The organism is Neohoeflea coraliihabitans (genome assembly GCF_019334345.1).
Classification (GTDB): Bacteria; Pseudomonadota; Alphaproteobacteria; order Rhizobiales; family Rhizobiaceae; genus Pseudohoeflea; species Pseudohoeflea coraliihabitans.
In genome coordinates this window covers 145321-164856 of sequence record NZ_JAHWQX010000003.1, presented here as the reverse complement: position 1 = coordinate 164856, position 19536 = coordinate 145321, and the positions used below count along the sequence as shown (strand labels likewise).

Sequence of the window (19536 nt, the reverse complement as noted above, 5' to 3'; positions counted from 1 at the left end):
GATGGCATGAAGCCGGATAGCAAGGTGAAATTCGGGCGGGTCGATCTGAAGGTGACCCCTTTCGGGTTCGGCACGGCGCCGATTGGCAATATTTTTCGCGAGATCACCGAGGAATGCTCGGATGCGATGATCCAGGAGGCGTGGACGCAGGGCGTGCGCTATTTCGACACCGCGCCGATGTATGGCCATGGTCTTTCGGAACTGCGTACCGGCCATTCCCTGCGCTGGAAGAACCGCGACGATTTCGTCCTGTCCTCCAAGGTCGGCCGCATCTTGCGACCGGCGCGCAAGGAGGACATCGACTACGCGCCCTGGACGAATGCGGGCCGCTTCACCATGCATTTCGACTATAGCTACGATGGCATAATGCGCAGCTTCGAGGACAGTCTGCAGCGACTGAACCTTGAACGCATGGACATCTGCTTCATCCACGATATCGACGTGTTCACCCGTGGCAGCGAACAGCCCGAAGTGTTCAAACAGGCCATGGACGGGGCTTGGAAGGCCCTGTCAAACCTGCGCGAACAGGGTGTGGTCAAGGCGATCGGCGTCGGTGTCAATGAGTGGGAAGTCTGCTACGCCGCCCTGCAACAACGTGATTTCGACTGTTTCCTGCTGGCCGGGCGCTACACTTTGTTGGAACAGGAATCGCTCGACAAGTTCCTGCCGCTTTGCGAAGAGCGCGGTGCGGCGGTGGTCGTGGGTGGCGGCTTCAATTCCGGCATCCTCGCCACCGGCGCAAAGGACGGCGCCAAGTACAATTACGCCCCCGCTCCCGATGATATCATCGACCGGGTTCGCAGGATCGAAGCGGTCTGTGCCGAGTATGGCGTGCCCCTGCCCGCCGCTGCCCTGCAATTCGTCGTCGCGCATCCGGCAGTGCCGACCTTCATGGCCGGCACGCGAACGGTCGAGCAGTTGAAACAGAATCTTGCCTGGTTCAGCCACCCGATCCCGGCCCAGTTCTGGGCGGACCTCAAGGCCAAGGGCCTGCTGCGCGAAGATGCTCCGACGCCATGAGGTCGATCACGATGTTCAAGACCGGATCAGGATCGCCCTGAAATCATTGACATTCGTTCCGGTCGGACCCGTCACAAAAAGATCATCCACCGCCTCGAACGCGCCCCAGGCATCATGCGATGAGAGCATGGCGACCGGGTCGAAACCGGCCGAGCGCATGCGCGCCGCGCTGTGGCCGTCCGCAAAGGCCCCGGCATTGTCTTCCGACCCATCAATCCCGTCGGTGTCGGCCGCCAGAGCGGCCGTGCCGTCAAGCCCATCCACCGCCGTGGCAAATGACAGCAAAAACTCCGTGTTGCGCCCGCCGCGCCCCTTTTTGCCGCGAAGCGTGACAGTCGTCTCGCCACCCGACAGGAGAACCACCGGTGCGTGAAACGGGCGGTCGCGGATCGCCACTTCCCGTGCAAGCGCTGCATGCACGAGGCCGACATCCCGCGCCTCGCCCTCGATCGCATCCGAAAGTATCACCGCCGGCACACCCTGCCGCACCGCTTCGGCCTGCGCCGCCTCGAGCGACAGCCGCGCCGAGGCGATGACCCGTGTCTGGGCGCGAGCAAAGACGGCATCCCCCGGGTCCGGCGCACGGGCCGCTTCGCTTTCCAGATGCGCCATGATCCGTTCGGGCAAGGCAATGGCATGGTTGCGGATCAGGGCCCGTGTCGCCTCGAGGCTGGTATCGCAGGGCACGGTCGGCCCGGATGCCACCTGCGCCGGGTCGTCACCCGGCACGTCGGACACAACCAGTGAAACCACACGCGCCGGAAACGCCGCCGCCGCCAGCCGTCCGCCCTTGATCCCACTGACATGTTTTCGGATGGCGTTCATCACGCCGATCGGCGCGCCCGAGTCCAAAAGCGTTTCGTTGAGCATCTGTTCGTCGGCAAGCGCCAGACCGTCCGGCGGCGCCGGCAAAAGCGCGGACCCACCGCCACAAATCAGCGCGACGACAAGATCGTCTTCGCTCAAATCCGACACCGCTGCCATCAGCGCCGCGCTGGCCGCAAGCCCGGCCTCGTCCGGCACCGGGTGCGCGGCCTCCAGCACCCGGATGTGGCGGCACGGGACGGCATAGCCGTAGCGCGTGACGATCACGCCCTCGACCGGCGCAGCCCAAAGCTTCTCGAAAGCGGCGGCCATTTGCGCCGCTCCCTTGCCGGCCCCGACGACGATCGTGCGCCCTCTGGGGCGCGCTGGCAAATGCGGACGCAGCGCCTGCACCGGATCGGCTGCGGCCACGGCCACGTCAAACAGGCCTGACAGAAAGGTGCGGTCCGCGGGCGTCATCACAGGGCGATATCGCAGACCAGGATGCCGTCCGCCCCGCCGTCCAGACAGGCAACGATATCCGCCCCGATAGCCTGATGGACTTCGTCGGCCAGATAGGCATCGCGCGCAACAGCATCGCGAAAATCGAACCAGAACATATCGAGGAACCCCCGCATCAACGGCTCTTCCACTGACACATTTTCGCGGTGCTGAAAATCTTCAACGCCCGCAATTCGGTCGGTCAAAGCGGCAAGACGGTCATACAGCTTCTGTTTGGTGGCGACATCCACATCCGAACGAAAGCGCAGGTGAACAAGATGTCGGATCATGGTTGTCTCCCTTGAGCTGCCAAAATCAGGCTGCCGTTTCTGTTTGAAGGCGGCCACGCCCTCGCGCAAGTCCTCGCTGGCTGCTGCAATGTGCCCGGCAAAAGACTCCAGCACGCGTTCGTGCTCTTCATCTTCGGCCGCATTGATCAGCATCTTTGTCAGCTCGGTAGCGACCGGGCCGCGGCGAAGAACCTGCCGGGCCAGCTCCCTGGCGGCTTCCAGCGCCTCACCTTGAGAAACGACCTTGTCGACGAGCCCTTCCGCAAGCGCCTCGCGTGCTGAAAGCACTTCGCCGAACAAGGCCATGCGCCGGATGATGCGGGAGCCGAAGCGCCGTACGGCGCGCTGCGTGCCGGACCAGCCCGCGATGATGCCGAGCGCCGATTCAGGCTGACCGAATTTCACATGCCCCTCGGCAATCCGGTAGTCGGCACAGGCCGCAAGCTCGAGCCCTCCCCCCAACGCATGGCCATTGATTGCAGCAATGACCGGCTGTCGCAGACGAGCCAGCCGGTCAAATGTCTCATGCCCGTCGCGGATCCAGCGGCGTGCGAAGGCATCCGGACTCCGGCCGCTCCAAGCCGAAATGTCGCCTCCCGCACAAAAGCTTTTTCCGGTTCCGGTGAGCACGAGGACGGCAATGTCGTCGCGCCGCTCGATTTCTCGACACAGATCCGCCAGGGCGTCTATCATCTCTGCATCGAGCGCATTGCGCTTGTCTTCGCGGTCGATGCGCAGAATTGCGATGCGATTGTCGACCTGCAGCGAAAAGGCCGTCCGGCCAGTCACGGTCACGCCGTCTCCAGTTCGAGCTGCATCGGCTCAGGACGAAACAAGCGGTCATCCATGACCTTTAGATCATTGGCAACTTTCAGGTCTGTGTCCGCCTGATCCAGGACATCGCGACGCACGTTCAGGCCCGGCGCGATCTCCGTCACCACAAGTTCACCGCCCAGCAACCGGATGACGCAACGCTCGGTGACATAGATCACATCCTGATTCTGCTCCTGCGCACGCGCGCCGGAAAATGAGACCTGATCGACCTCCTCGACGAATTTCGCCACCTTGCCCTCGACGTCGATGACCGGGCGCCCGTCGGCGATCCGCATTTTCGCTCCGGCATTGAAATTGCCGGAAAAGACAATCTTGCGGGCCCGTGCCGTGATGTCGACAAAACCACCCGCCCCGGCCGTGCGATGCGGCACCGCCGAAAGCCGGGAGACATTGACCGAGCCATCCCGCCCGACCTCCAGAAAGGACAACAGCGAGGCGTCAAAACCTCCGGCCTGAAAATAGGTGAATTGCTGCGGTGAGGCGACAAACGCCTCGGCATTGGCCGAGCAGCCAAACTTGAAATCCAAAAGCGGCACGCCACCCACCGCCCCCTGCTCGATCATCCAGGTCACCGAGCCGTGCAGGTCTTCCTCGACCAGGATGCGCGGCACATTTGCAGATATGCCAAAACCGATATTGACCGCCCACCCACAGCGCAACTCCTGCGCCACGCGGCGGGCAATCACCTTGCCGATGTTGAATTCGGCTTGCCGGAAGGTATGCAGCGGACGGATCAACTCGCCTGAAATGGCCGGATCGTATTCCGTGGCGGTGGTCTGCAGTTGATCGGGCGCCTCAACGATCACATCGACGAGGATACCCGGCACATGCACGTCGTGCGGGCGGATCGACCCGTTCTGCGCCACTCTCTTGACCTGGGCAATCACCAGGCCACCGGAATTGTGAGCTGACAGAGCCATTTCCATGGCGCCGAGATAAGCGCCTTCATGTTCGAAACTCAGATTGCCGCGTTCATCGGCAGTTGTGGCCCGGATGATGGCCACGTCCGGCGCAATCGCCGGGAAATAGAGCCAGTCCTCCCCATCGAAATCGCGATGGAAAACGATCGGCGACGCGCCGGCGGCGGCGTTCATGGCACAGGCTTCGAGATCGGGATCAACAAAGGTCTTCAGCCCGACCTTGGTCAGGACACCGGGTCGCTTGGCCGCGCTTTCGCGCAGGATGTCGAAAATGATCCCGGAGGGAACATTGTAGGCCTTGACCTGGTTGGCCGTGATCATCTGCCAGATCTTCGGGGGCTCGGCTTTCGTGGGGCCGGAGGGATAGGACCCGCCGATGATCCTGCTTAAAAGGCCGGGCTTGGCGATATGATCAATGCCTTTCGTGCCGAACATGTCGCCCGCGGCAATTGGGTGAATGGAGGTCAGGTTTCTTGGCGCCCCCTCCTTGTCGAACCGTTCGCCCAGTGCGGCCAGAACGGCGTCCGGACAACACAGCCCGCTGGACGAGTTCACCGCTATGATCGCATCATCCTTGATCCGGCGCACAGCCTCGTCCGCGGTCGCGATTTTCGACATCATCATTTGCCTTTTGTAACTAACTGGTTATTTTAATATGACGTCAAATGATGGAGCAATCAAGTCCGATATTCCAGTCAAACGGGCTGGATTGGCTTGGCGCAGCACAGGGAGATCAATCGATGACAATCTACTTTGAAAAGACGTACCAGCGCTGCTTCGGTACGTTTCCTCTCAAAGGACAGCAATTGCATGACGCCGTTCTGGCGGCCGCGGAGGTTGGCTATCGCGCGTTCGACACGGCGCAGATGTACGAGAACGAAGCTGAGACGGGGGCCGCCTTGCAGGCGACGGGCGTACCGCGGGATGAGCTGTGCATCACCACCAAGGTCGACATCGCCAATTTCACCGGCGAGAAATTTCTGCCTTCGGTCGAGGAGAGTCTGAAGAAACTGCGGATCGATCAGGTCGACGCGTTGCTGCTGCATTGGCCGGCGCCCGACGGCGACATACGGGAATCTCTCCAGTTGCTGCAGCAGGCGCAGCGTCACGGTCTGACCAAACATATCGGCGTTTCGAACTACACGGCGCAAATGATGCGCGATGCCAAGGCGCTTCTGGACACACCTTTGGTGACCAACCAGGTCGAGTTTCATCCCCTGCTCAATCAGGACAAGCTCCTGAAGGCCGCCACGGAAACGGGCATCCCGCTGGCGTCCTACTGCTCCGTGGCGCGGGGCGAAGTCTTCAAATACCCGATTTTCGCGGATATCGGTGCCGCCTATGGCAAGACTGCCGCCCAGGTCGTGCTGCGCTGGATCCTGCAGAAAGGGGTCAGCATCAACACGATGTCGACCAAGCCGGCCAACATTGAGGCGAACTTTCACGTGATGGATTTCACCCTGTCGTCAATCGACATGCATCGCATCGAAGACATGACGAAGACCGGCTACCGCATCGTCGGCAAGGACCTTGTGCCCTACGCTCCGGACTTCGACTGAAACGCGGGGCAAGAGCGCCGCGTCAGGTCAATGGCGCGGCGTGTCATTACCGCGAATGAGATCAGCGGCTTTTTCCGCGATCATGATGGTCGGCGCGTTGGTGTTTGACCCGATCAGGCTGGGCATTGCCGAACTGTCGCAGATGCGCAGGCCATCGACGCCGCGCACGCGCAATTGAGGATCGACCACCGCCATAGGGTCGCTGTCGGCGCCCATCTTGCAGGTGCAGGTCGGGTGATAGGATGTGCGGCCGTATCTTCTGGCGTAAGCCTCGTAATCGGATTGCGACTTCACATCCTCATCGGGAAAACGGATCTTGCGGATGTATTTCTTGAGAGCCGGCTGCTCGAAGATCTCACGGCTGATCTTCAGCCCTTCCACCGACGTCTTCAGATCATCCGGGTGCCCCAGGAAATTCGGGTCCACCAACGGCAAATCGTCCGGGCGCGCCGAGCGCAGACGCACCGTGCCTCGCGCCTTCGGCCTGAGCGTATAGCTGTTCAGCGTGATGCCTGACGACCCCGCCGGTACCGAAGGCACCCCCGCCTCGGCGCCGGCGCCGGCGAGGAAGTGAAATTGCAGATCGGGAACGGGCTGGGAGTTGTCCGCATACCAGAAGGCCCCGCCTTCGACCACGTTCGAGGTCACCGGGCCGGTCCCGAACAGATAGTACTGAGCGCCCGCCCAAACCATCCAGTGCAGCCTGTTGTACTTGTCAAGACTGTCATGGCGCTTCAGCTCGGCGACAATGTCGATACCGAAGTGATCATTGAGATTGGCGCCCACGCCCGGCATGTCCTGCACCACCGCGATTCCGTGTTCGCCCAGATGCGCCGCGGGGCCCAGCCCCGACAACATCATCAGCTTTGGCGTGCCGATCGCGCCCGAAGTCACAAGCACTTCCGCATCCGCCCGCGCGCTCTGGCGTCCGGCCTTGTCGATATAGTCCACGCCGATTGCGCGGCCTTTCTCGATCACGATCCGTTGCACCATGCACCCGGTCTTCACGGTCAGATTGCGCCGCTTCATCGCCGGGCGCAGATACCCGACCGCAGCCGAGCACCTTCTGCCGTTGCGGATCGTCGTCTGGTAAACGCCCGAGCCTTCCTGCACCGAGCCGTTGAAATCGGGATTGTAGGGGATGCCGCGCTGCTGGCAGGCCTGCACGAAGGCAGAGGTCATCCTTTGCGGCCCGGCCAGGTTGGAGACGCCCAATTCGCCCTCCGTGCCATGCCAATCACCGGCAAAGAAGCTGTTGCCCTCCGAGCGCAGGAAGTAGTTCCGGATTTCCATAAACGACCAGCCTTCGCACCCCTCCTCCTGCGCCCAGCGATCGTAGTCCGCCGGGTTGCCACGGGTGAAAACCTCGGCATTGATCGACGAGCCACCACCGATCACCCGCGCCTGCGCATACGGGATTTCACGGTTGTCGGCGTGTTTCTGCGGTGTAGTGGTAAAGCCCCAGGTGTGCGGGCCGGAGGTCAGCTTGGCAAAACCGACCGGCATATGAATGAGCGGATGGTTGTCCCTGCCGCCCGCTTCGATCAGCAGAACCCGCACGGCGTCATTCTCACTCAGGCGGTTGGCCAGGACACAGCCGGCTGACCCGCCGCCTACGATGATATAGTCATAGCCTTCGGCCATGGTGCACCTCCCTCATGCAATCCAAGGGCTGCGCTTGCCGATCTCGATGTGAACCGATTTGACCTGGGTATATTCCTCGACCCCGTACATGCCCGCCTCACGCCCCCAGCCCGATTGCTTGAACCCGCCCAGGGGCAGTTCCGGTCCACCCGCCAGCGTCGTGTTGACCCAGAACCGGCCCGCCTGAACACGCCGCGTGACCAGCAGCGCCTTGTCGATATTCTTGGTCCAGACCGACGCAGCCAGACCGTACTCGGTATCGTTGGCGATGGCGATCGCCTCTTCGACGGCATCGAAGGGCATGATGGTCAGGACGGGACCGAAGATTTCCTCGCGCGCAATGGCCATATCGCGGGTCACGTCGCCGAACAGCGCCGGCGAAATGGACCGTCCACCGCCGAGACCGATCTGCTCTCCGCCACAGATGAGGCGGGCACCTTCGGCCCGGCCTTTCTCGATATAGGACAGGATGGTGCTGTTCTGGGCGTCCGTGGTGATCGCGCCGATCTGCGTGGCGTTATTCAGCGGATCGCCTATGACCACCTTGGTGAATTTCTCCTCAATCATGCGGGCCAGATCGTCCGCGACCGAACGTTCCACGATCAAACGAGAGCCGGAGACGCAGCATTGCCCCGTATTGAACCCGATGCCGAAAGCGACCCCATCGGCGGCGTCCTCCAGATCGGCATCAGCGAAGACGATCTGCGGGTTCTTGCCGCCCAGTTCCAGTCCCAGCTTCTTGAAGTTTGTTCGTCCCGCCGCTTCGACGACTTTCCGCCCGACGGATGTCGAGCCGGTAAAGGAGAGCATGTCGACCAGCGGATGTTCGATCAGCCCCTGTCCGATGGTCGAGCCTGAACCGGTGACAACATTCATCACACCGTCCGGCAGGCCAGCCTGGCTGAGAATTTCGGCCAGTATCAGGGTCGTGGCGCTGGTGACTTCCGAGGGCTTGGCGACAATCGTGCAGCCGGAGGCGAGCACATACGGCACCCGTTCGCAAAGGATCAGGAACGGAAAGTTCCACGGCGTGATGATGCCGACGACGCCGATCGGCTCGCGGGTGACAAGACCGAACATGCCGTCGCCCAGATTGTTGAAGCTGTCGCCGTGCAGGCTGCGCGCCAGACCGCTCGCATATTCGAACATGTCGGCACAGCCGCCCACCTCGGCCCGCGCCTGGCTGATCGGCTTGCCGTTCTCCAGCGTCTCCCAATAGGCGATTTCCTCACTCCGCTCGCGGATCAGGGCACCCGCGCGCAACAGGACCGCCGCCCGCGCCTGTCCGTTCAGACCCGACCAACGCCGATCGTCAAAAGCGCGCCGCGCCGCCGCGACCGCGTCGTCAAGATCCTCGGGCGTACATTTGGGAATGCGCGTCACAGGCACACCGTGACCCGGCGAGTTGCGTTCAAACACCTCACGGCTGCCGGCTTCAACGGATTGCCCATCGACAAAGAAACCGAATTTGCGCGGCTTGGCAGGCGGCGACAATGCCTCGATGTGCTGGTTCACGGCTCACTCCCAAAATTTTCGAACTGCATTATAAGTAACTAGATAGTTATATCAAGGGCACGGAGAAATCTCCCGCCATGCGCCATGTCGGATTCAGTCTTCGACCGAAACCATCGTTCTTATGACCAGCGGCGTGGACAAGGCCGCCTCCATTTTCGGTGCCCATTCGGCGAACCATGCCTGGGCCAAATGCGCGTCGAGCGCTTGTTGGGAGGACCACACCTCGATGATCGTCATGCGGGCGGGATTGTCCGCTTCGCGCCACAACTCATATCGCTCGCATCCATCTTCGCGGCGTGATCGGGCGATGAACTGGGCCTGAAACATCTCCGCAAAGGAGGCTTGCGCGTTGGGTTTGATGTCGAGCTCGACCAACAATCTTGCCTTGCCCATCAGTTTGCGAGCTCCCAGAACCGTTCATATTGAGATTGCAGCGGATGCAGGTCCTTGCGGCCTTCCATGTAATAACCGACCCATTCCGCCAGGCGACGGCCCGCTCTGCGGCACGATTCCTGGGCGTGCACCGCGCGGGGCTCACCGGCAACGACCGCGCCGTAATGCAGGCTCTCCTTCTTGGCCACGTAGTCGGTGATGCCGAAGACGAAATAGCCCATGTTCATCATCATTATGCTCAGCGCATTGCAGGCCAGTTCGCCGCCCCCGCCGAGGCTGCCGGCGGATGTGAACGGCACGGCGAATTTGCCATCGGTCTTGAACCAGATGTCCGGGGTGCGGTCGTCCCACCATTTTTTCATGCGCCAGGAAATGTTGCCCAGATGGGTCGGGCATCCGATCGCGATGCCGTCGGCCCAGAACACATCCTCGGTTTCAGCCTCATCGACGAAACGGACCCGCACCTCCATGCCCTCGACGGATTCCACGCCTTCCTTGACCAGCGGAACCATGGTCTCGGTAAAGCGCCGATCGCTGTCGGTGTCATAGATGATCAAAATTTTACCCATTGATCGAATCCTCTCAAATAATGATTTGGCTCTTAAGATCGCCGGGTCTCTTGCCGTGCGTGTCAAAGGCGGCCTGAATGTCGTCGAGATCGAAAACCGCCGACGAGAAAAGCGACGGATCGATGCGGCCATGCACCAGCAGCGTCAGCGCGTCGTGCATGTCCTGGCCGATGCCCGCCACCGATCCCTTGATCGAATTTTCTTCGAGAATGGTCGACAGGATATCGACGGCGAGCGTCTCGCCAGCGCCGGTCAGACCGAAGGCAGCGATATGCCCGCCCTTGCGCATGAGCGTCGTGGCCAGCCCGTAAAGCGCGGGATCACCAACGCTTTCGATAATGATATCAGCACCGCGACCGTCGGTGACGTCCATCACCGTCCTGTGCAGCGCTTCCGGATCGGCAACGCCGATGTCAGCCCCCACCGCGCACGCCATATCGACCCGCATCTGGGACAGATCCGTGACGATGATCGGCGCGGCACCGATGGTACGCATCAATTGCACATGCAGATTGCCCATCGGCCCGGCGCCGATGACAACCACCGACTGCCCGAAAGTCACCTGCGACTTTCGCGCCGCGCGCACAACGCAGGCCAGGGGCTCGACCAGCGCCAGCACCGCATCGGGCACATCATCCGGCGCCGCAATCACCAGACGCTCGGGCACGCAGATATACTCGCTGAACGCGCCATCCATCGTGATGCCGATCTGGTGCATGGACGGGCAGCTCAGGATCTCCTGCCGGCGGCACCAATAACAATTCCCGCAGCCGATATTCATGTCGACCACGACTTTCTGACCGACCCGCAACCGCTCCGGACCCTCGCCCAACGCCGCGATTGTGCCGGTGAACTCGTGACCGGGCACCAAAGGCAGATTGTCGGCGGCGTAGTGGCCGTTAAACATATGCAGGTCGGTCCCGCAGATCCCCACCCTCGAGATCTTGATCAAGGCTTCGCCGGCACCCGGGCGCGGGATCGGTCTCGTCTCGATTTCGAAACGGCCCGGCGCGGCAAGGACGGCCACACGCATCATTTGACGATTCGCATCTTCGAGCGGTCGATGGTCGTGGCGATGGCGAGGATCAGGATCAGACCGAAGATCATCTGCTGCATCGTGGCGTCGATCTCGAGATAAACCATGGCCGAGCGGATCACGACGACGATCAGCGTGCCCACCAGCGTGTTGATCACGCCGCCAACCCCGCCCGTCAGCGGCGTGCCGCCGACCAGCACCGCCACAATGGCGAGGATGAGAAAGCCGTTGGCCAGATTCGCATCGCCGCCTGACAGCTTGACGGAGAACATCAGTCCGGCAATCGCGGCGAAGGCGCCCGACAGCGCAAAGGCCAGGATCTTTATCCGATGAACATTCAATCCCGAGGCCACAGCCGCGAGCTCTCCGGCGCCAACGGACTTGAGTGCCCGGCCGAATGTGGTGCGGGTCTGAAGGAACCATGCCAGTGCCAGAAGAAGCGCCGCGATGATCAATTCATGCGGAACACCGCCGGTATTGCCGAACATCCAGCCAAAGCTCGCATCCCGCGCCTCAGCATTCATCGACAGGGCCCGCTCGCCCGACAGAAAGCGCGCGCCGGACAAGGCGATGAAACCCATTGCCAGCGTTGCGACGAAAGAGGGCACGAATTGCCGTGTCGTCACCCATCCGGATACGGCGCCGATGGCAAATCCCACCGCGATGCAGATGACCGTCACGAAGACACCGAACTGCGCCAGATAGACGGTCGCGATGACCGTTACGAGGTTCGCGACCTGCTGCACCGACAGGTCGATACCCCCGATATAGATCGCAAAGGTCATGCCGACAGCCATAATGAAGAGCGGCACGATGTCGGCCACCAGCTGCAGGAGGCTGGCGGGATTGAGGAACGACGGATTGACCGCCCCCACAAGCAGCAACAGCACGCCCAGCGTAAGCCATGGGAAATAGGGTTTGAGTTTTTCAAGTGACATATCCGCCGCCCTCAGGTCATGTGATGTACAAGGTCGTAGAGTGTCGGCTTGTCACCCGGTGACCCGTCAAAGCGTTTCTGGAAGATACCGTCCTTGAGCACGAGAATGGTGTGGCTGAGGCCGATCGCCTCTTCCAGCGTGTCGGCGACCAGGACGATGCCGGCGCCCTCGTTGCACATTTCGCGGATCATGTCGTAGACGTCTTCCTTGGCGCCGATGTCGAGGCCGCGTGTGGGGTGGTCGAGCAGGATGATATCCGACCCACCCGAGCGCCACTTGGCGAGAACGACTTTCTGCTGGTTGCCGCCCGACAGCCCGCCGCAATCCTTGTAGACATCCGGCGTCTTGATCCCGAGCCGGTCGATCCAGGTCTGCGCCAGCGCCTTTTCCTCGGCAATGCGCAACACGCCCCTGGTCGAAAATCTGCCCATCTGGCTGAGCGTCATGTTCTCGTAGACATTCATGCCGTCCACGATGCCTTCGACCTTCCGCTCGCGCGGGACATAACCGACACCGCGGGCCACCGCCTCCTGCGCCGTGGCGCAATGCGACGCGCCCTTGACATCGACCGTTCCGCCTGTCGGCCTTTCCAGCCCGAAAATGGTGCGCAGGATCGCCTCGCGCCCCGAGCCCTCGGTGCCCACAAGGCACAGGACCTCTCCGGCGTGCAGATCGAAGGAAATGTCGCTGAACTTTCCCGCAACGCTCGCGCGGTCGAAGCGCACCAGCGTCTTCGAGGCGTCATAGGGTTTCTGCAGTTGTTCGCGGTAATATTCCTTGTCCACGTCGCGGCCGACCATCTTGCGCTGAATCGCGTCCACATTGGCCTCGGCCTGTGTGACCACGTCGACAACGGCGCCGTCCTTCATCACGTAGATGCGGTCGGAGAGTTCGAGAACCTCGTCCATGCGGTGAGAGACAAAGATGAACGAGGCGCGACTGGTCAGTTCACGCACCAGCGAGAACAGCAGTTCCACCTCCTCGCGGGCCAGAACCGAGGTCGGCTCGTCGAGCAGGATGACCAGATCGCCCTTGATGCGCTCCTCCAGCGCCAGCACCTTGGCCAGTTCCACAAGCTGGCGCTGCGCGAAAGACAGCTGCGAGGTGACCATGGCCGGATCGATATCCAGCTTGACCTTGCGCAACTGGTGCCGGGCAGCCTTGGCCATGGCTTTCCAGTCAATCACCCCCCAGCGCACGAATTGCTGTTCGAACCCCAGAAAGATGTTTTCCATCACGGTCAGGTTGATGATCAGCGATTGCTCCTGAAACACCATTCCGATGCCGTGGTCCATGGCCTGGCGCGGGTTCTGGAACCGCACCGTCGTTCCATCGATTGACACGGTGCCGCCATTGGGTTGGTAGGCGCCGTAGATCACTTTCATCAGTGTGGATTTGCCCGCGCCGTTTTCGCCCACCAGCCCGACGATCTCGCCGCGTCCGATGGTGAAATCGACCGCCTTGAGGGCATGCACGCCGGGGAATGTCTTATCGACCTTGTTCAGCTGATACATCGGACCACCACCTATTTCACGAAGCTGATGGATTTGCGGTCGGTCGACAGGATGACGGCCAGGATCACGAGGATCCCCAGCACTCCGTCCTGCACATAGCCGGGCAGCCCGATGACCACCATGCCGTTGCCGATGACGAAGACAATCAGCACACCGACCAAAGTGTTCCATACCCCCCCGATGCCGCCCCAGAGCGCCGTGCCGCCGACCACGACGGCAGTGATCGACAAAAACATGAAATTGTTGCCCGTCGCGGTTTCGGCGATGCCGATCCGCCCCACGGCGAGAAGCGCGCCGACAGAGAAGAACATGCCGGCCAGCGCAAAGCCCATGACCCGCACCCGGTTGACGTTGAGGCCCGATGCGACGGCCAGGTCTTCGCCGCCGCCGACCGCATAAAAATTGCGGCCCAGCGTCGTGCGTGTCTGGATGAACCAGGCGATCAGCAGGAAGATGCCTGCCACGTAAACCATCAGTGGGAAATTCAGAATCCGCTCTGTCAGCAGCGAGCGGAACAACTCATCCTCGATGCGGATGCGGTCACCGCCGGTCGTCACCATGGCCAGCCCGGTCCCCACAAAACCCATCGCCAGAGATGCCATGAACGAGGGTATCTTCAGCTTGACGTGGATCAGCCCGTTGATGAACCCGAGCGCAGCGCCCACCAAAAGAGTTATCGGCAGTGCCAGCCACGCCCAGCTTGCCAGCGTGCCGCCAAACCACAGGAAGCAAAGCGCAAAGGCGACCGCGCAAACCGAGACGGTGCCCTCCATCGACAGATCGATGGAGCCCATGATGATGACGAATGTCACCCCGATCGCGACCATCAGTGCCGGCGATGCGGCAATCAGGATTCGTGCGAAATTGCGTGTCGACAGAAAGCGTGGCTCCATCAGCGCGAAAATGCCGCAAAGCACCAGAAGAACCAGAAGCGGCGCCCATTTCACGAGCACCTCTCGTCCGATCGCGGCCCGACCGCGCTTGCCGCCGGATGTTTCCAAAATGGTCACACAGTGCCCTTTCCCCAAAGCGACTGCATAAAGACAAATTCTGCAAGAATAGGAGGGTGGCCGGACACGACGTCCGGCCGTCCCCCACAGGTCCGCCCTTATTTGTAGACGATGGCACCGTTGGATGGACCCCAGAAGTCCGTCCAGTCATAAGTCGGCACGCTGTCGAGGTAGTTCGCCTTGAACTCGACCGCGTCCTCGGGCCTGATCAGGATCGTCGGCCCATAGAACTCGCGGTGCTCATTGGGCTCCTCGGACGGTTTGAAATGACCCGTCGCTGCATGATAGGCGAGCGAAGCGGTGATGCCTCCGCCCCAATGCGGATTGGTGAACACGGTGGCGAGGATCTTCTTGTCCGCCACGAGCTTCACCGCCTGCGGGTTGCCATCATAGGAAACGATGGGCATGTCTTCGATGCCTTCGGCGCGCAAGGCCTCCAAGACGCCGTACGCAATCGTGTCGTTGGCGCAATGCACACCGGTGATCTCGTCGCCGTACCGCGTCAGGAACGCCGACATCACCTGGTTGGCCTTCTGCGTGTCCCAGTCGGCTGGCTCGGCCGCCAGAAGCTCGACGTCCGGATAGTCCTTCAGCGCATTCTTGAGCCCTTGCAGGCGCTCGATGGCCGGATTGTTGGACGCGATACCGCCCAGATGCACAACGCCGCCCTTGCCGCCCATGGCATCGAGCAGAATGCGCGCCGTCTGCTCCGCCGGCCCCTCGTCCGACCAGCTCATATGGCTGACATAGTTGTCCCCGAAATCCCACGGATGCAGATCGTCGGTCTTGTTCCAGAGCGTTGACGCATAGCCCCCCGCCCCGGCGACCGCTTCGACCACCGGCCGCGCATTCGGCGCGTCATTGGTGTCGATCGCCAGCGCCAGATTGCCGCTGGTCTTAGCCAGAATCGCCTTCACATCCGCCAGCGACTTTTCAGAGGACCCCTCATTGATCAGATGGGTGAGCGCGCCTTTCGACATGCCCAGGCTTTCAACAAAGGCTTCCCCGCCGGAGACGATTTCGTTCCAGTACGGATTGGTTCGATTGCGGTACGACCAGGCAATGGTCGGATCCGTCAAAGCCGCACGCGCCGTGCCCGGGCCGAATGCGCCCAGAGCAGCCGCCCCGCCCAGGCCATAGGCCGAGGCAAACAGGAAATTCCGGCGGTTGATTTTTTCTCTCTCAATAAATTTTTTTATGAATGTAGACATTGGTTTCCTCCTCAATCGTCATGCTGCCGTTTCTAAGTCACCTGCCCCTTTATTTGACCCGCGCGATTGCCGGCAGTCGCGGGTCGTAGGCACATAACGCACTAAACAGTTACTTCCTTATTGCCATTTCCTCAAGCCCTATGTCAAACTTTAAGATCGGTGCCATGGAAAAACGCTGGATATCGAACGCTTTGACGTCCATTCCATGTGCGAGATAGATGCAAAAAAGCTGCGAAAATGGACCTGACGAAACCAATGGCAACAAAAACGATCAAGAAGGTTCGCGATGCGGATGCCACGCGCGCCCGCATTCTTGCGGGCGCCAAAAAGGAATTCGCCAAGAACGGCCTGGGCGGGGGCCGTGTCGACGAGATCGCCCTGCGCGCCAAGGCCAACAAGCGGATGATCTACCACTATTTCGGGAGCAAGGAGGATCTCTTCAGAACCGTCCTGGAGGAAGTCTATACCGACATTCGTGCCGCCGAACGGGCTCTTGAACTCGAGCATCTGCCGGCCCGGGAAGCCCTCGAAAAGCTGATCCGGTTCACCTGGGACTACTATCTGAAAAACCCCGAATTCATCACCTTGGTGAATAGCGAGAACCTGCACAAGGCTCGCCATCTGAAGAAATCCGAAAAGATCGAAAAGTTGTTCAAACGCTTTGTCAGCATGGTCGGCGGCCTACTGGATCGGGGTGTCCAGGAGGGCGTCTTTCGCCCCGGTATCGATCCGGTGCAACTGAACATCACGATCGCGGCCCTGGGCTATTATTACCTCACCAACCGCTACACCGGCTCGATTGTGTTCCAGCGCGATCTGATGGCCCCACAAGCGCTCGAAGAGCGTCTCGCATTCAATATCGAGACGATCATGCGGCTGGTGTGCGTCGATCCGTAACGCCGATCCCGGGGCAGCCGCTCTTATGGTGACCGCTGGAAACAGGCCAACCGGGGCGCACCTGCCTCAGTGATCAAGTTGACCTGCCAGGAACCGCACGAACAAAAGCGTAAGGTTCTCGCGACGCGAGGTGTCGGGCCAGACGGCGAAGATGCCCAGCGGAACGAGCTGCCAGTCTGGAAACAGGCGGATCAGTCTGCCTTCGGCCTCCCCCCGCTCTGCGAGATGTTCGGGCAGAACCGTGGCGCCAAGGTTCTGGCAGCAGAAATGATACAGCGCATCCACGCTATCGACCTCGAGCCGCGCCTGCCCCAGGATCTTCGCCTCCTCGCCTCCGGGTCCGTTCAGCCGGGTATATTCGGAGCGGTGCCGGTAACGTATCCAGTCCCAGTCCTCGAGATCGGAGGGGTGTCGCGGCGCCGGGCGCATTGCGGCATAGCCGGATCCTGCCACCAGCGCCCGCGCGCTTTCGCCCAGCTTGCGTGACATCATCGCACTGTCGTCGAGCCAGCCGACGCGAATGTTCACGTCAAAGCCGTCATTGATGAGATCCATTCTCTGATCCGTGAAGGCCAGCGACAGCGCCACCTGCGGGTGAAGGCGCGAGAACCTGGCGATCGCGGTCGCAAGGGACGATGAAGACATGAACGCCGGCATCGACACCCGGAGCGCGCCGACGGGCTCCAGCGCCAGGGCGTTCAGCTCATTCAGCCCGTCTTCAGCGCTGCGCAGCATGTCGGCAACGCGTACATAGAACATGCGCCCCTCGTTGGTCAGCGCGATCTTGCGCGTCGTGCGATAAAGCAGCGTCACGCCGAGGAAATTCTCAAGCTCGGACACCGTTTCGCTTACCCGCGAAGGTGCCACACCGACAGCTTTGGCCGCGGCGCGGAACGAGCCTTCGTCGACCACCCGCGCGAAGATGGCCATATGCCTCAGATGGTCGATCATTGTTCCGAATTCCGGAATTATTACTTCTGAATTCAAGGAATAAACCGATCAATCGCGAGGCGCTAGATGTTCTTTGCAACACAAGGAACCATGGCATGAAAGCGACGACCCATTTCAATACCGACAAGGCGGAGCGCTACCTCGAGACTCTCTGCAAACATTTCGGCCACAAGGTACCGGTTACCCATAAGCGCAATGAAGGCCATATCGCCCTGCCGTTCGGAGCATGCGATCTCATCGCATCAGAGAACGGATTGACGCTGAGCGCCGCCGCCGATGACCGCGCCAATCTCGAGCGGACCGTGGAGGTCATGACCAGCCACCTTGAGCGATTCGCATTCCGCGAAGCGCCCGAACTGTCCTGGAACTACCCCGCCTGACAGCTGAATAGCTGCCCCTTTTCCAAGGACCATCCGCCCGTGCAGCCGGTCAGGTTGCGCCGCCACACGTCCACCCCACTGAAACGAAGGAATTTCCGATGCAACTGAAAACTCTTCTCGCCTCTGCGGCGATCGTGGCCACGCTGCCCTTTGCGGCGTTCGCCGACAGTGCGGCAAACAAGGCGTTTGTCCTGGAAGCCCTGGAGAACACACTGCTTGCAGGCGATGTCGCCGCCGTCGAGCGGTACTTCGCGGCGGATCTCATTCAGCACAACCCGATGTTCGCCAACGGCCTTGAGGCCCAAAAAGGCGTCGTCGGCTTCCTCGCCGGCAGCGGCGACTTCAAGGCCGAGTATTTCCGCGTGATCGCAGACGATGACCTCGTCGCCGTGCATGCCCGCTACGAAGGCTTCGGTCCGACGCCGGTGATCGGCTTCGACGTGTTCCGTGTCGAAGACGGCAAAATTGCCGAGCATTGGGACAATCTGATCGATGAGCAGCCGGTGAACCCCTCGGGCCGCAGTCAGATCGACGGTGCGACCGAAATCAAGGACCGCGAACTGACGGCGCAGAACAAGGCCAAGGTCGAGGACTTTCTGACCCGCGCCCTGATCAACCACGAACAGGTTGACTTCACCCAATACATCAACCCCACCAACTACCTGCAGCACAATCCGCAGGTGGCCGATGGCCTCGACGGCTTCGGCGCCTTCATGGCCGAGATGGCAAAACAGGGCATCAGCATGGACTACACCGAGATCCATGAGGTGATCGGCGAAGGCAATTTCGTGCTGGCCCTGTCAGAGGGGACGCTCGGCGAGGACGCCATGGCCTTCTACGACCTGTTCCGCCTCGAAGACGGGCTGATCGTGGAGCACTGGGACGTCATCGCTCCGATGCCCGGCCCTGATGCCGCGCACAATGAAGCAGGAAAATTCTGATCGAAACCGGCGGCCCGTTTCGCAGCGGAGCGCCCTGACATGGAGCAACACATGAAACGCAGAACCCTTCTCACGACCTCGCTCGGCGCATCGCTGGCGATCATTCTCGGACAACACGCAGGAGCACAGGACATGGATGCAACCACGCAAGAGAGCTTTGACACCGTAATGGCCTTCATGGGCGCGATGGGGTCAGGCGATATGGAGAAAATGGCCACCCTGATGGCCGACGATATGGTCTGGCACAACGAGGGCGATGAAAGCCTGCCGTGGATCGGCGAGGCGCGCGGCAAACAGGCGGTCTTCGACTTCCTTGCCGTCTTCAGCGAGAACTTCCAGACCACTGCCTGGGACAACACCGATGCCTTTGCCTCGGGCGACACCGTCGCCGTCTTTGGCAAGATGAGCGGCATCACAAAGAAATCGGGCAAGGAAACCGGCCCCTTCACATTTGCCCTGCGGGCCAAGGTTCGCGATGGTCAGGTGGTGTTGTGGCACTGGTTCGAGGACAGCTTCGCCGTCAGCCAGGCCTATCACGCCTGATATCCGCAAGCTGGCATGGTCCGCCTGTCGGGCCATGCCAGCCTTCCCCAAGCCGAAGGAGAGACC

At 61.1% G+C, this 19536-nt stretch carries 19 protein-coding genes; 6 read left to right on the top strand and 13 right to left on the bottom strand.

What is annotated here, in order from left to right:
• Nucleotides 1-6 precede the first annotated feature (6 nt).
• A complete protein-coding gene (locus tag KY465_RS11865; protein WP_219201925.1) occupies nucleotides 7-1020 on the top strand; it encodes an aldo/keto reductase in 1014 nt (337 codons plus the stop codon).
• Between the two features lie 15 nt (nucleotides 1021-1035).
• Here KY465_RS11865 and KY465_RS11860 read toward each other — a convergent pair whose 3' ends face one another.
• From KY465_RS11860 to KY465_RS11850, 3 genes are read right to left on the bottom strand one after another with little or no spacing between them, the layout of a single operon-like run.
• Nucleotides 1036-2304: a glycerate kinase type-2 family protein gene (locus KY465_RS11860; protein ID WP_219201924.1), complete on the bottom strand. Its 1269-nt coding sequence runs from the start codon at nucleotides 2302-2304 to the stop codon at nucleotides 1036-1038.
• Nucleotides 2304-3410 (bottom strand): enoyl-CoA hydratase-related protein, encoded by a 1107-nt coding sequence (locus KY465_RS18795; RefSeq protein ID WP_219201923.1) that lies wholly within the window; start codon nucleotides 3408-3410, stop codon nucleotides 2304-2306. The genes KY465_RS11860 and KY465_RS18795 overlap by 1 nt, the downstream gene beginning before the upstream one ends.
• The gene (locus KY465_RS11850; RefSeq protein ID WP_219201922.1) at nucleotides 3407-4987 is read right to left on the bottom strand and encodes an acyl CoA:acetate/3-ketoacid CoA transferase; all 1581 of its coding nucleotides are present in this window, start codon (nucleotides 4985-4987) and stop codon (nucleotides 3407-3409) included. The genes KY465_RS18795 and KY465_RS11850 overlap by 4 nt, the downstream gene beginning before the upstream one ends.
• 122 nt (nucleotides 4988-5109) lie before the next feature.
• Between KY465_RS11850 and KY465_RS11845 the strand changes: the two genes are divergently transcribed.
• Nucleotides 5110-5928: an aldo/keto reductase gene (locus tag KY465_RS11845; protein ID WP_219201921.1), complete on the top strand. Its 819-nt coding sequence runs from the start codon at nucleotides 5110-5112 to the stop codon at nucleotides 5926-5928.
• Nucleotides 5929-5955: 27 nt separating this feature from the next.
• Here KY465_RS11845 and KY465_RS11840 read toward each other — a convergent pair whose 3' ends face one another.
• The 9 genes from KY465_RS11840 to KY465_RS11800 form a co-directional block, all read right to left on the bottom strand.
• Nucleotides 5956-7572 carry a GMC family oxidoreductase gene (locus tag KY465_RS11840; protein ID WP_219201920.1) on the bottom strand — a complete coding sequence of 539 codons (1617 nt, stop codon included), beginning with the start codon at nucleotides 7570-7572 and terminating at the stop codon, nucleotides 5956-5958.
• Between the two features lie 12 nt (nucleotides 7573-7584).
• A complete protein-coding gene (locus KY465_RS11835) occupies nucleotides 7585-9087 on the bottom strand; it encodes an aldehyde dehydrogenase family protein (protein WP_219201919.1) in 1503 nt (500 codons plus the stop codon).
• A gap of 93 nt (nucleotides 9088-9180) precedes the next feature.
• Complete coding sequence (locus KY465_RS11830; RefSeq protein WP_219201918.1) at nucleotides 9181-9480, bottom strand: putative quinol monooxygenase; 300 nt, start codon at nucleotides 9478-9480, stop codon at nucleotides 9181-9183.
• Nucleotides 9480-10049 carry a flavodoxin family protein gene (locus KY465_RS11825; RefSeq protein ID WP_219201917.1) on the bottom strand — a complete coding sequence of 190 codons (570 nt, stop codon included), beginning with the start codon at nucleotides 10047-10049 and terminating at the stop codon, nucleotides 9480-9482. Before KY465_RS11825 ends, KY465_RS11830 begins: the two co-directional genes overlap by 1 nt.
• Nucleotides 10050-10062: 13 nt before the next feature.
• Nucleotides 10063-11085 carry a zinc-dependent alcohol dehydrogenase gene (locus KY465_RS11820; RefSeq protein ID WP_255561635.1) on the bottom strand — a complete coding sequence of 341 codons (1023 nt, stop codon included), beginning with the start codon at nucleotides 11083-11085 and terminating at the stop codon, nucleotides 10063-10065.
• The gene (locus KY465_RS11815; RefSeq protein ID WP_219201916.1) at nucleotides 11082-12023 is read right to left on the bottom strand and encodes an ABC transporter permease; all 942 of its coding nucleotides are present in this window, start codon (nucleotides 12021-12023) and stop codon (nucleotides 11082-11084) included. Before KY465_RS11815 ends, KY465_RS11820 begins: the two co-directional genes overlap by 4 nt.
• 11 nt (nucleotides 12024-12034) lie before the next feature.
• On the bottom strand, nucleotides 12035-13537 hold the full coding sequence (locus tag KY465_RS11810) for a sugar ABC transporter ATP-binding protein (protein ID WP_219201915.1): 1503 nt from the start codon (nucleotides 13535-13537) through the stop codon (nucleotides 12035-12037).
• A gap of 11 nt (nucleotides 13538-13548) precedes the next feature.
• On the bottom strand, nucleotides 13549-14547 hold the full coding sequence (locus KY465_RS11805) for an ABC transporter permease (protein ID WP_346432633.1): 999 nt from the start codon (nucleotides 14545-14547) through the stop codon (nucleotides 13549-13551).
• A gap of 98 nt (nucleotides 14548-14645) precedes the next feature.
• Nucleotides 14646-15758, bottom strand: coding sequence for a sugar ABC transporter substrate-binding protein (locus tag KY465_RS11800; RefSeq protein WP_219201914.1), 1113 nt, complete (start codon nucleotides 15756-15758; stop codon nucleotides 14646-14648).
• A gap of 255 nt (nucleotides 15759-16013) precedes the next feature.
• Here KY465_RS11800 and KY465_RS11795 point away from each other — a divergent pair, with 255 nt between their 5' ends.
• Nucleotides 16014-16655 (top strand): TetR/AcrR family transcriptional regulator, encoded by a 642-nt coding sequence (locus tag KY465_RS11795; RefSeq protein ID WP_219201913.1) that lies wholly within the window; start codon nucleotides 16014-16016, stop codon nucleotides 16653-16655.
• 66 nt (nucleotides 16656-16721) lie between these two features.
• Here the strand turns inward: KY465_RS11795 and KY465_RS11790 are convergent, their stop codons facing one another.
• Entirely contained in the window at nucleotides 16722-17606 is an 885-nt protein-coding gene (locus tag KY465_RS11790; RefSeq protein WP_219201912.1) for a LysR family transcriptional regulator, read from the bottom strand.
• Nucleotides 17607-17701: 95 nt separating this feature from the next.
• Here KY465_RS11790 and KY465_RS11785 point away from each other — a divergent pair, with 95 nt between their 5' ends.
• The 3 genes from KY465_RS11785 to KY465_RS11775 all read left to right on the top strand — a co-directional run bounded on the left by KY465_RS11785 (nucleotide 17702) and on the right by KY465_RS11775 (nucleotide 19470).
• Nucleotides 17702-17986, top strand: coding sequence for a DUF2218 domain-containing protein (locus KY465_RS11785; protein WP_219201911.1), 285 nt, complete (start codon nucleotides 17702-17704; stop codon nucleotides 17984-17986).
• Between the two features lie 98 nt (nucleotides 17987-18084).
• The gene (locus KY465_RS11780; RefSeq protein WP_219201910.1) at nucleotides 18085-18927 is read left to right on the top strand and encodes a nuclear transport factor 2 family protein; all 843 of its coding nucleotides are present in this window, start codon (nucleotides 18085-18087) and stop codon (nucleotides 18925-18927) included.
• Between the two features lie 51 nt (nucleotides 18928-18978).
• The gene (locus tag KY465_RS11775) at nucleotides 18979-19470 is read left to right on the top strand and encodes a nuclear transport factor 2 family protein (RefSeq protein ID WP_219201909.1); all 492 of its coding nucleotides are present in this window, start codon (nucleotides 18979-18981) and stop codon (nucleotides 19468-19470) included.
• Nucleotides 19471-19536 lie beyond the last annotated feature (66 nt).

Excerpts from the sequence above, each read along its gene's own strand:
- KY465_RS11865 (WP_219201925.1), top strand. The coding sequence starts at position 7 with ATGAAGCCGGATAGCAAGGTGAAATTCGGGCGGGTCGATCTGAAGGTG.
- KY465_RS11785 (WP_219201911.1), top strand. The coding sequence starts at position 17,702 with ATGAAAGCGACGACCCATTTCAATACCGACAAGGCGGAGCGCTACCTC.
- KY465_RS11795 (WP_219201913.1), top strand. The coding sequence starts at position 16,014 with ATGGCAACAAAAACGATCAAGAAGGTTCGCGATGCGGATGCCACGCGC.
- KY465_RS11845 (WP_219201921.1), top strand. The coding sequence starts at position 5,110 with ATGACAATCTACTTTGAAAAGACGTACCAGCGCTGCTTCGGTACGTTT.
- KY465_RS11840 (WP_219201920.1), bottom strand. The coding sequence starts at position 7,572 with ATGGCCGAAGGCTATGACTATATCATCGTAGGCGGCGGGTCAGCCGGC.
- KY465_RS11830 (WP_219201918.1), bottom strand. The coding sequence starts at position 9,480 with ATGGGCAAGGCAAGATTGTTGGTCGAGCTCGACATCAAACCCAACGCG.
- KY465_RS11800 (WP_219201914.1), bottom strand. The coding sequence starts at position 15,758 with ATGTCTACATTCATAAAAAAATTTATTGAGAGAGAAAAAATCAACCGC.
- KY465_RS11790 (WP_219201912.1), bottom strand. The coding sequence starts at position 17,606 with ATGATCGACCATCTGAGGCATATGGCCATCTTCGCGCGGGTGGTCGAC.
- KY465_RS11860 (WP_219201924.1), bottom strand. The coding sequence starts at position 2,304 with ATGACGCCCGCGGACCGCACCTTTCTGTCAGGCCTGTTTGACGTGGCC.
- KY465_RS11820 (WP_255561635.1), bottom strand. The coding sequence starts at position 11,085 with ATGATGCGTGTGGCCGTCCTTGCCGCGCCGGGCCGTTTCGAAATCGAG.
- KY465_RS11825 (WP_219201917.1), bottom strand. The coding sequence starts at position 10,049 with ATGGGTAAAATTTTGATCATCTATGACACCGACAGCGATCGGCGCTTT.
- KY465_RS11775 (WP_219201909.1), top strand. The coding sequence starts at position 18,979 with ATGAAACGCAGAACCCTTCTCACGACCTCGCTCGGCGCATCGCTGGCG.
- KY465_RS11810 (WP_219201915.1), bottom strand. The coding sequence starts at position 13,537 with ATGTATCAGCTGAACAAGGTCGATAAGACATTCCCCGGCGTGCATGCC.
- KY465_RS11780 (WP_219201910.1), top strand. The coding sequence starts at position 18,085 with ATGCAACTGAAAACTCTTCTCGCCTCTGCGGCGATCGTGGCCACGCTG.
- KY465_RS11850 (WP_219201922.1), bottom strand. The coding sequence starts at position 4,987 with ATGTCGAAAATCGCGACCGCGGACGAGGCTGTGCGCCGGATCAAGGAT.
- KY465_RS11815 (WP_219201916.1), bottom strand. The coding sequence starts at position 12,023 with ATGTCACTTGAAAAACTCAAACCCTATTTCCCATGGCTTACGCTGGGC.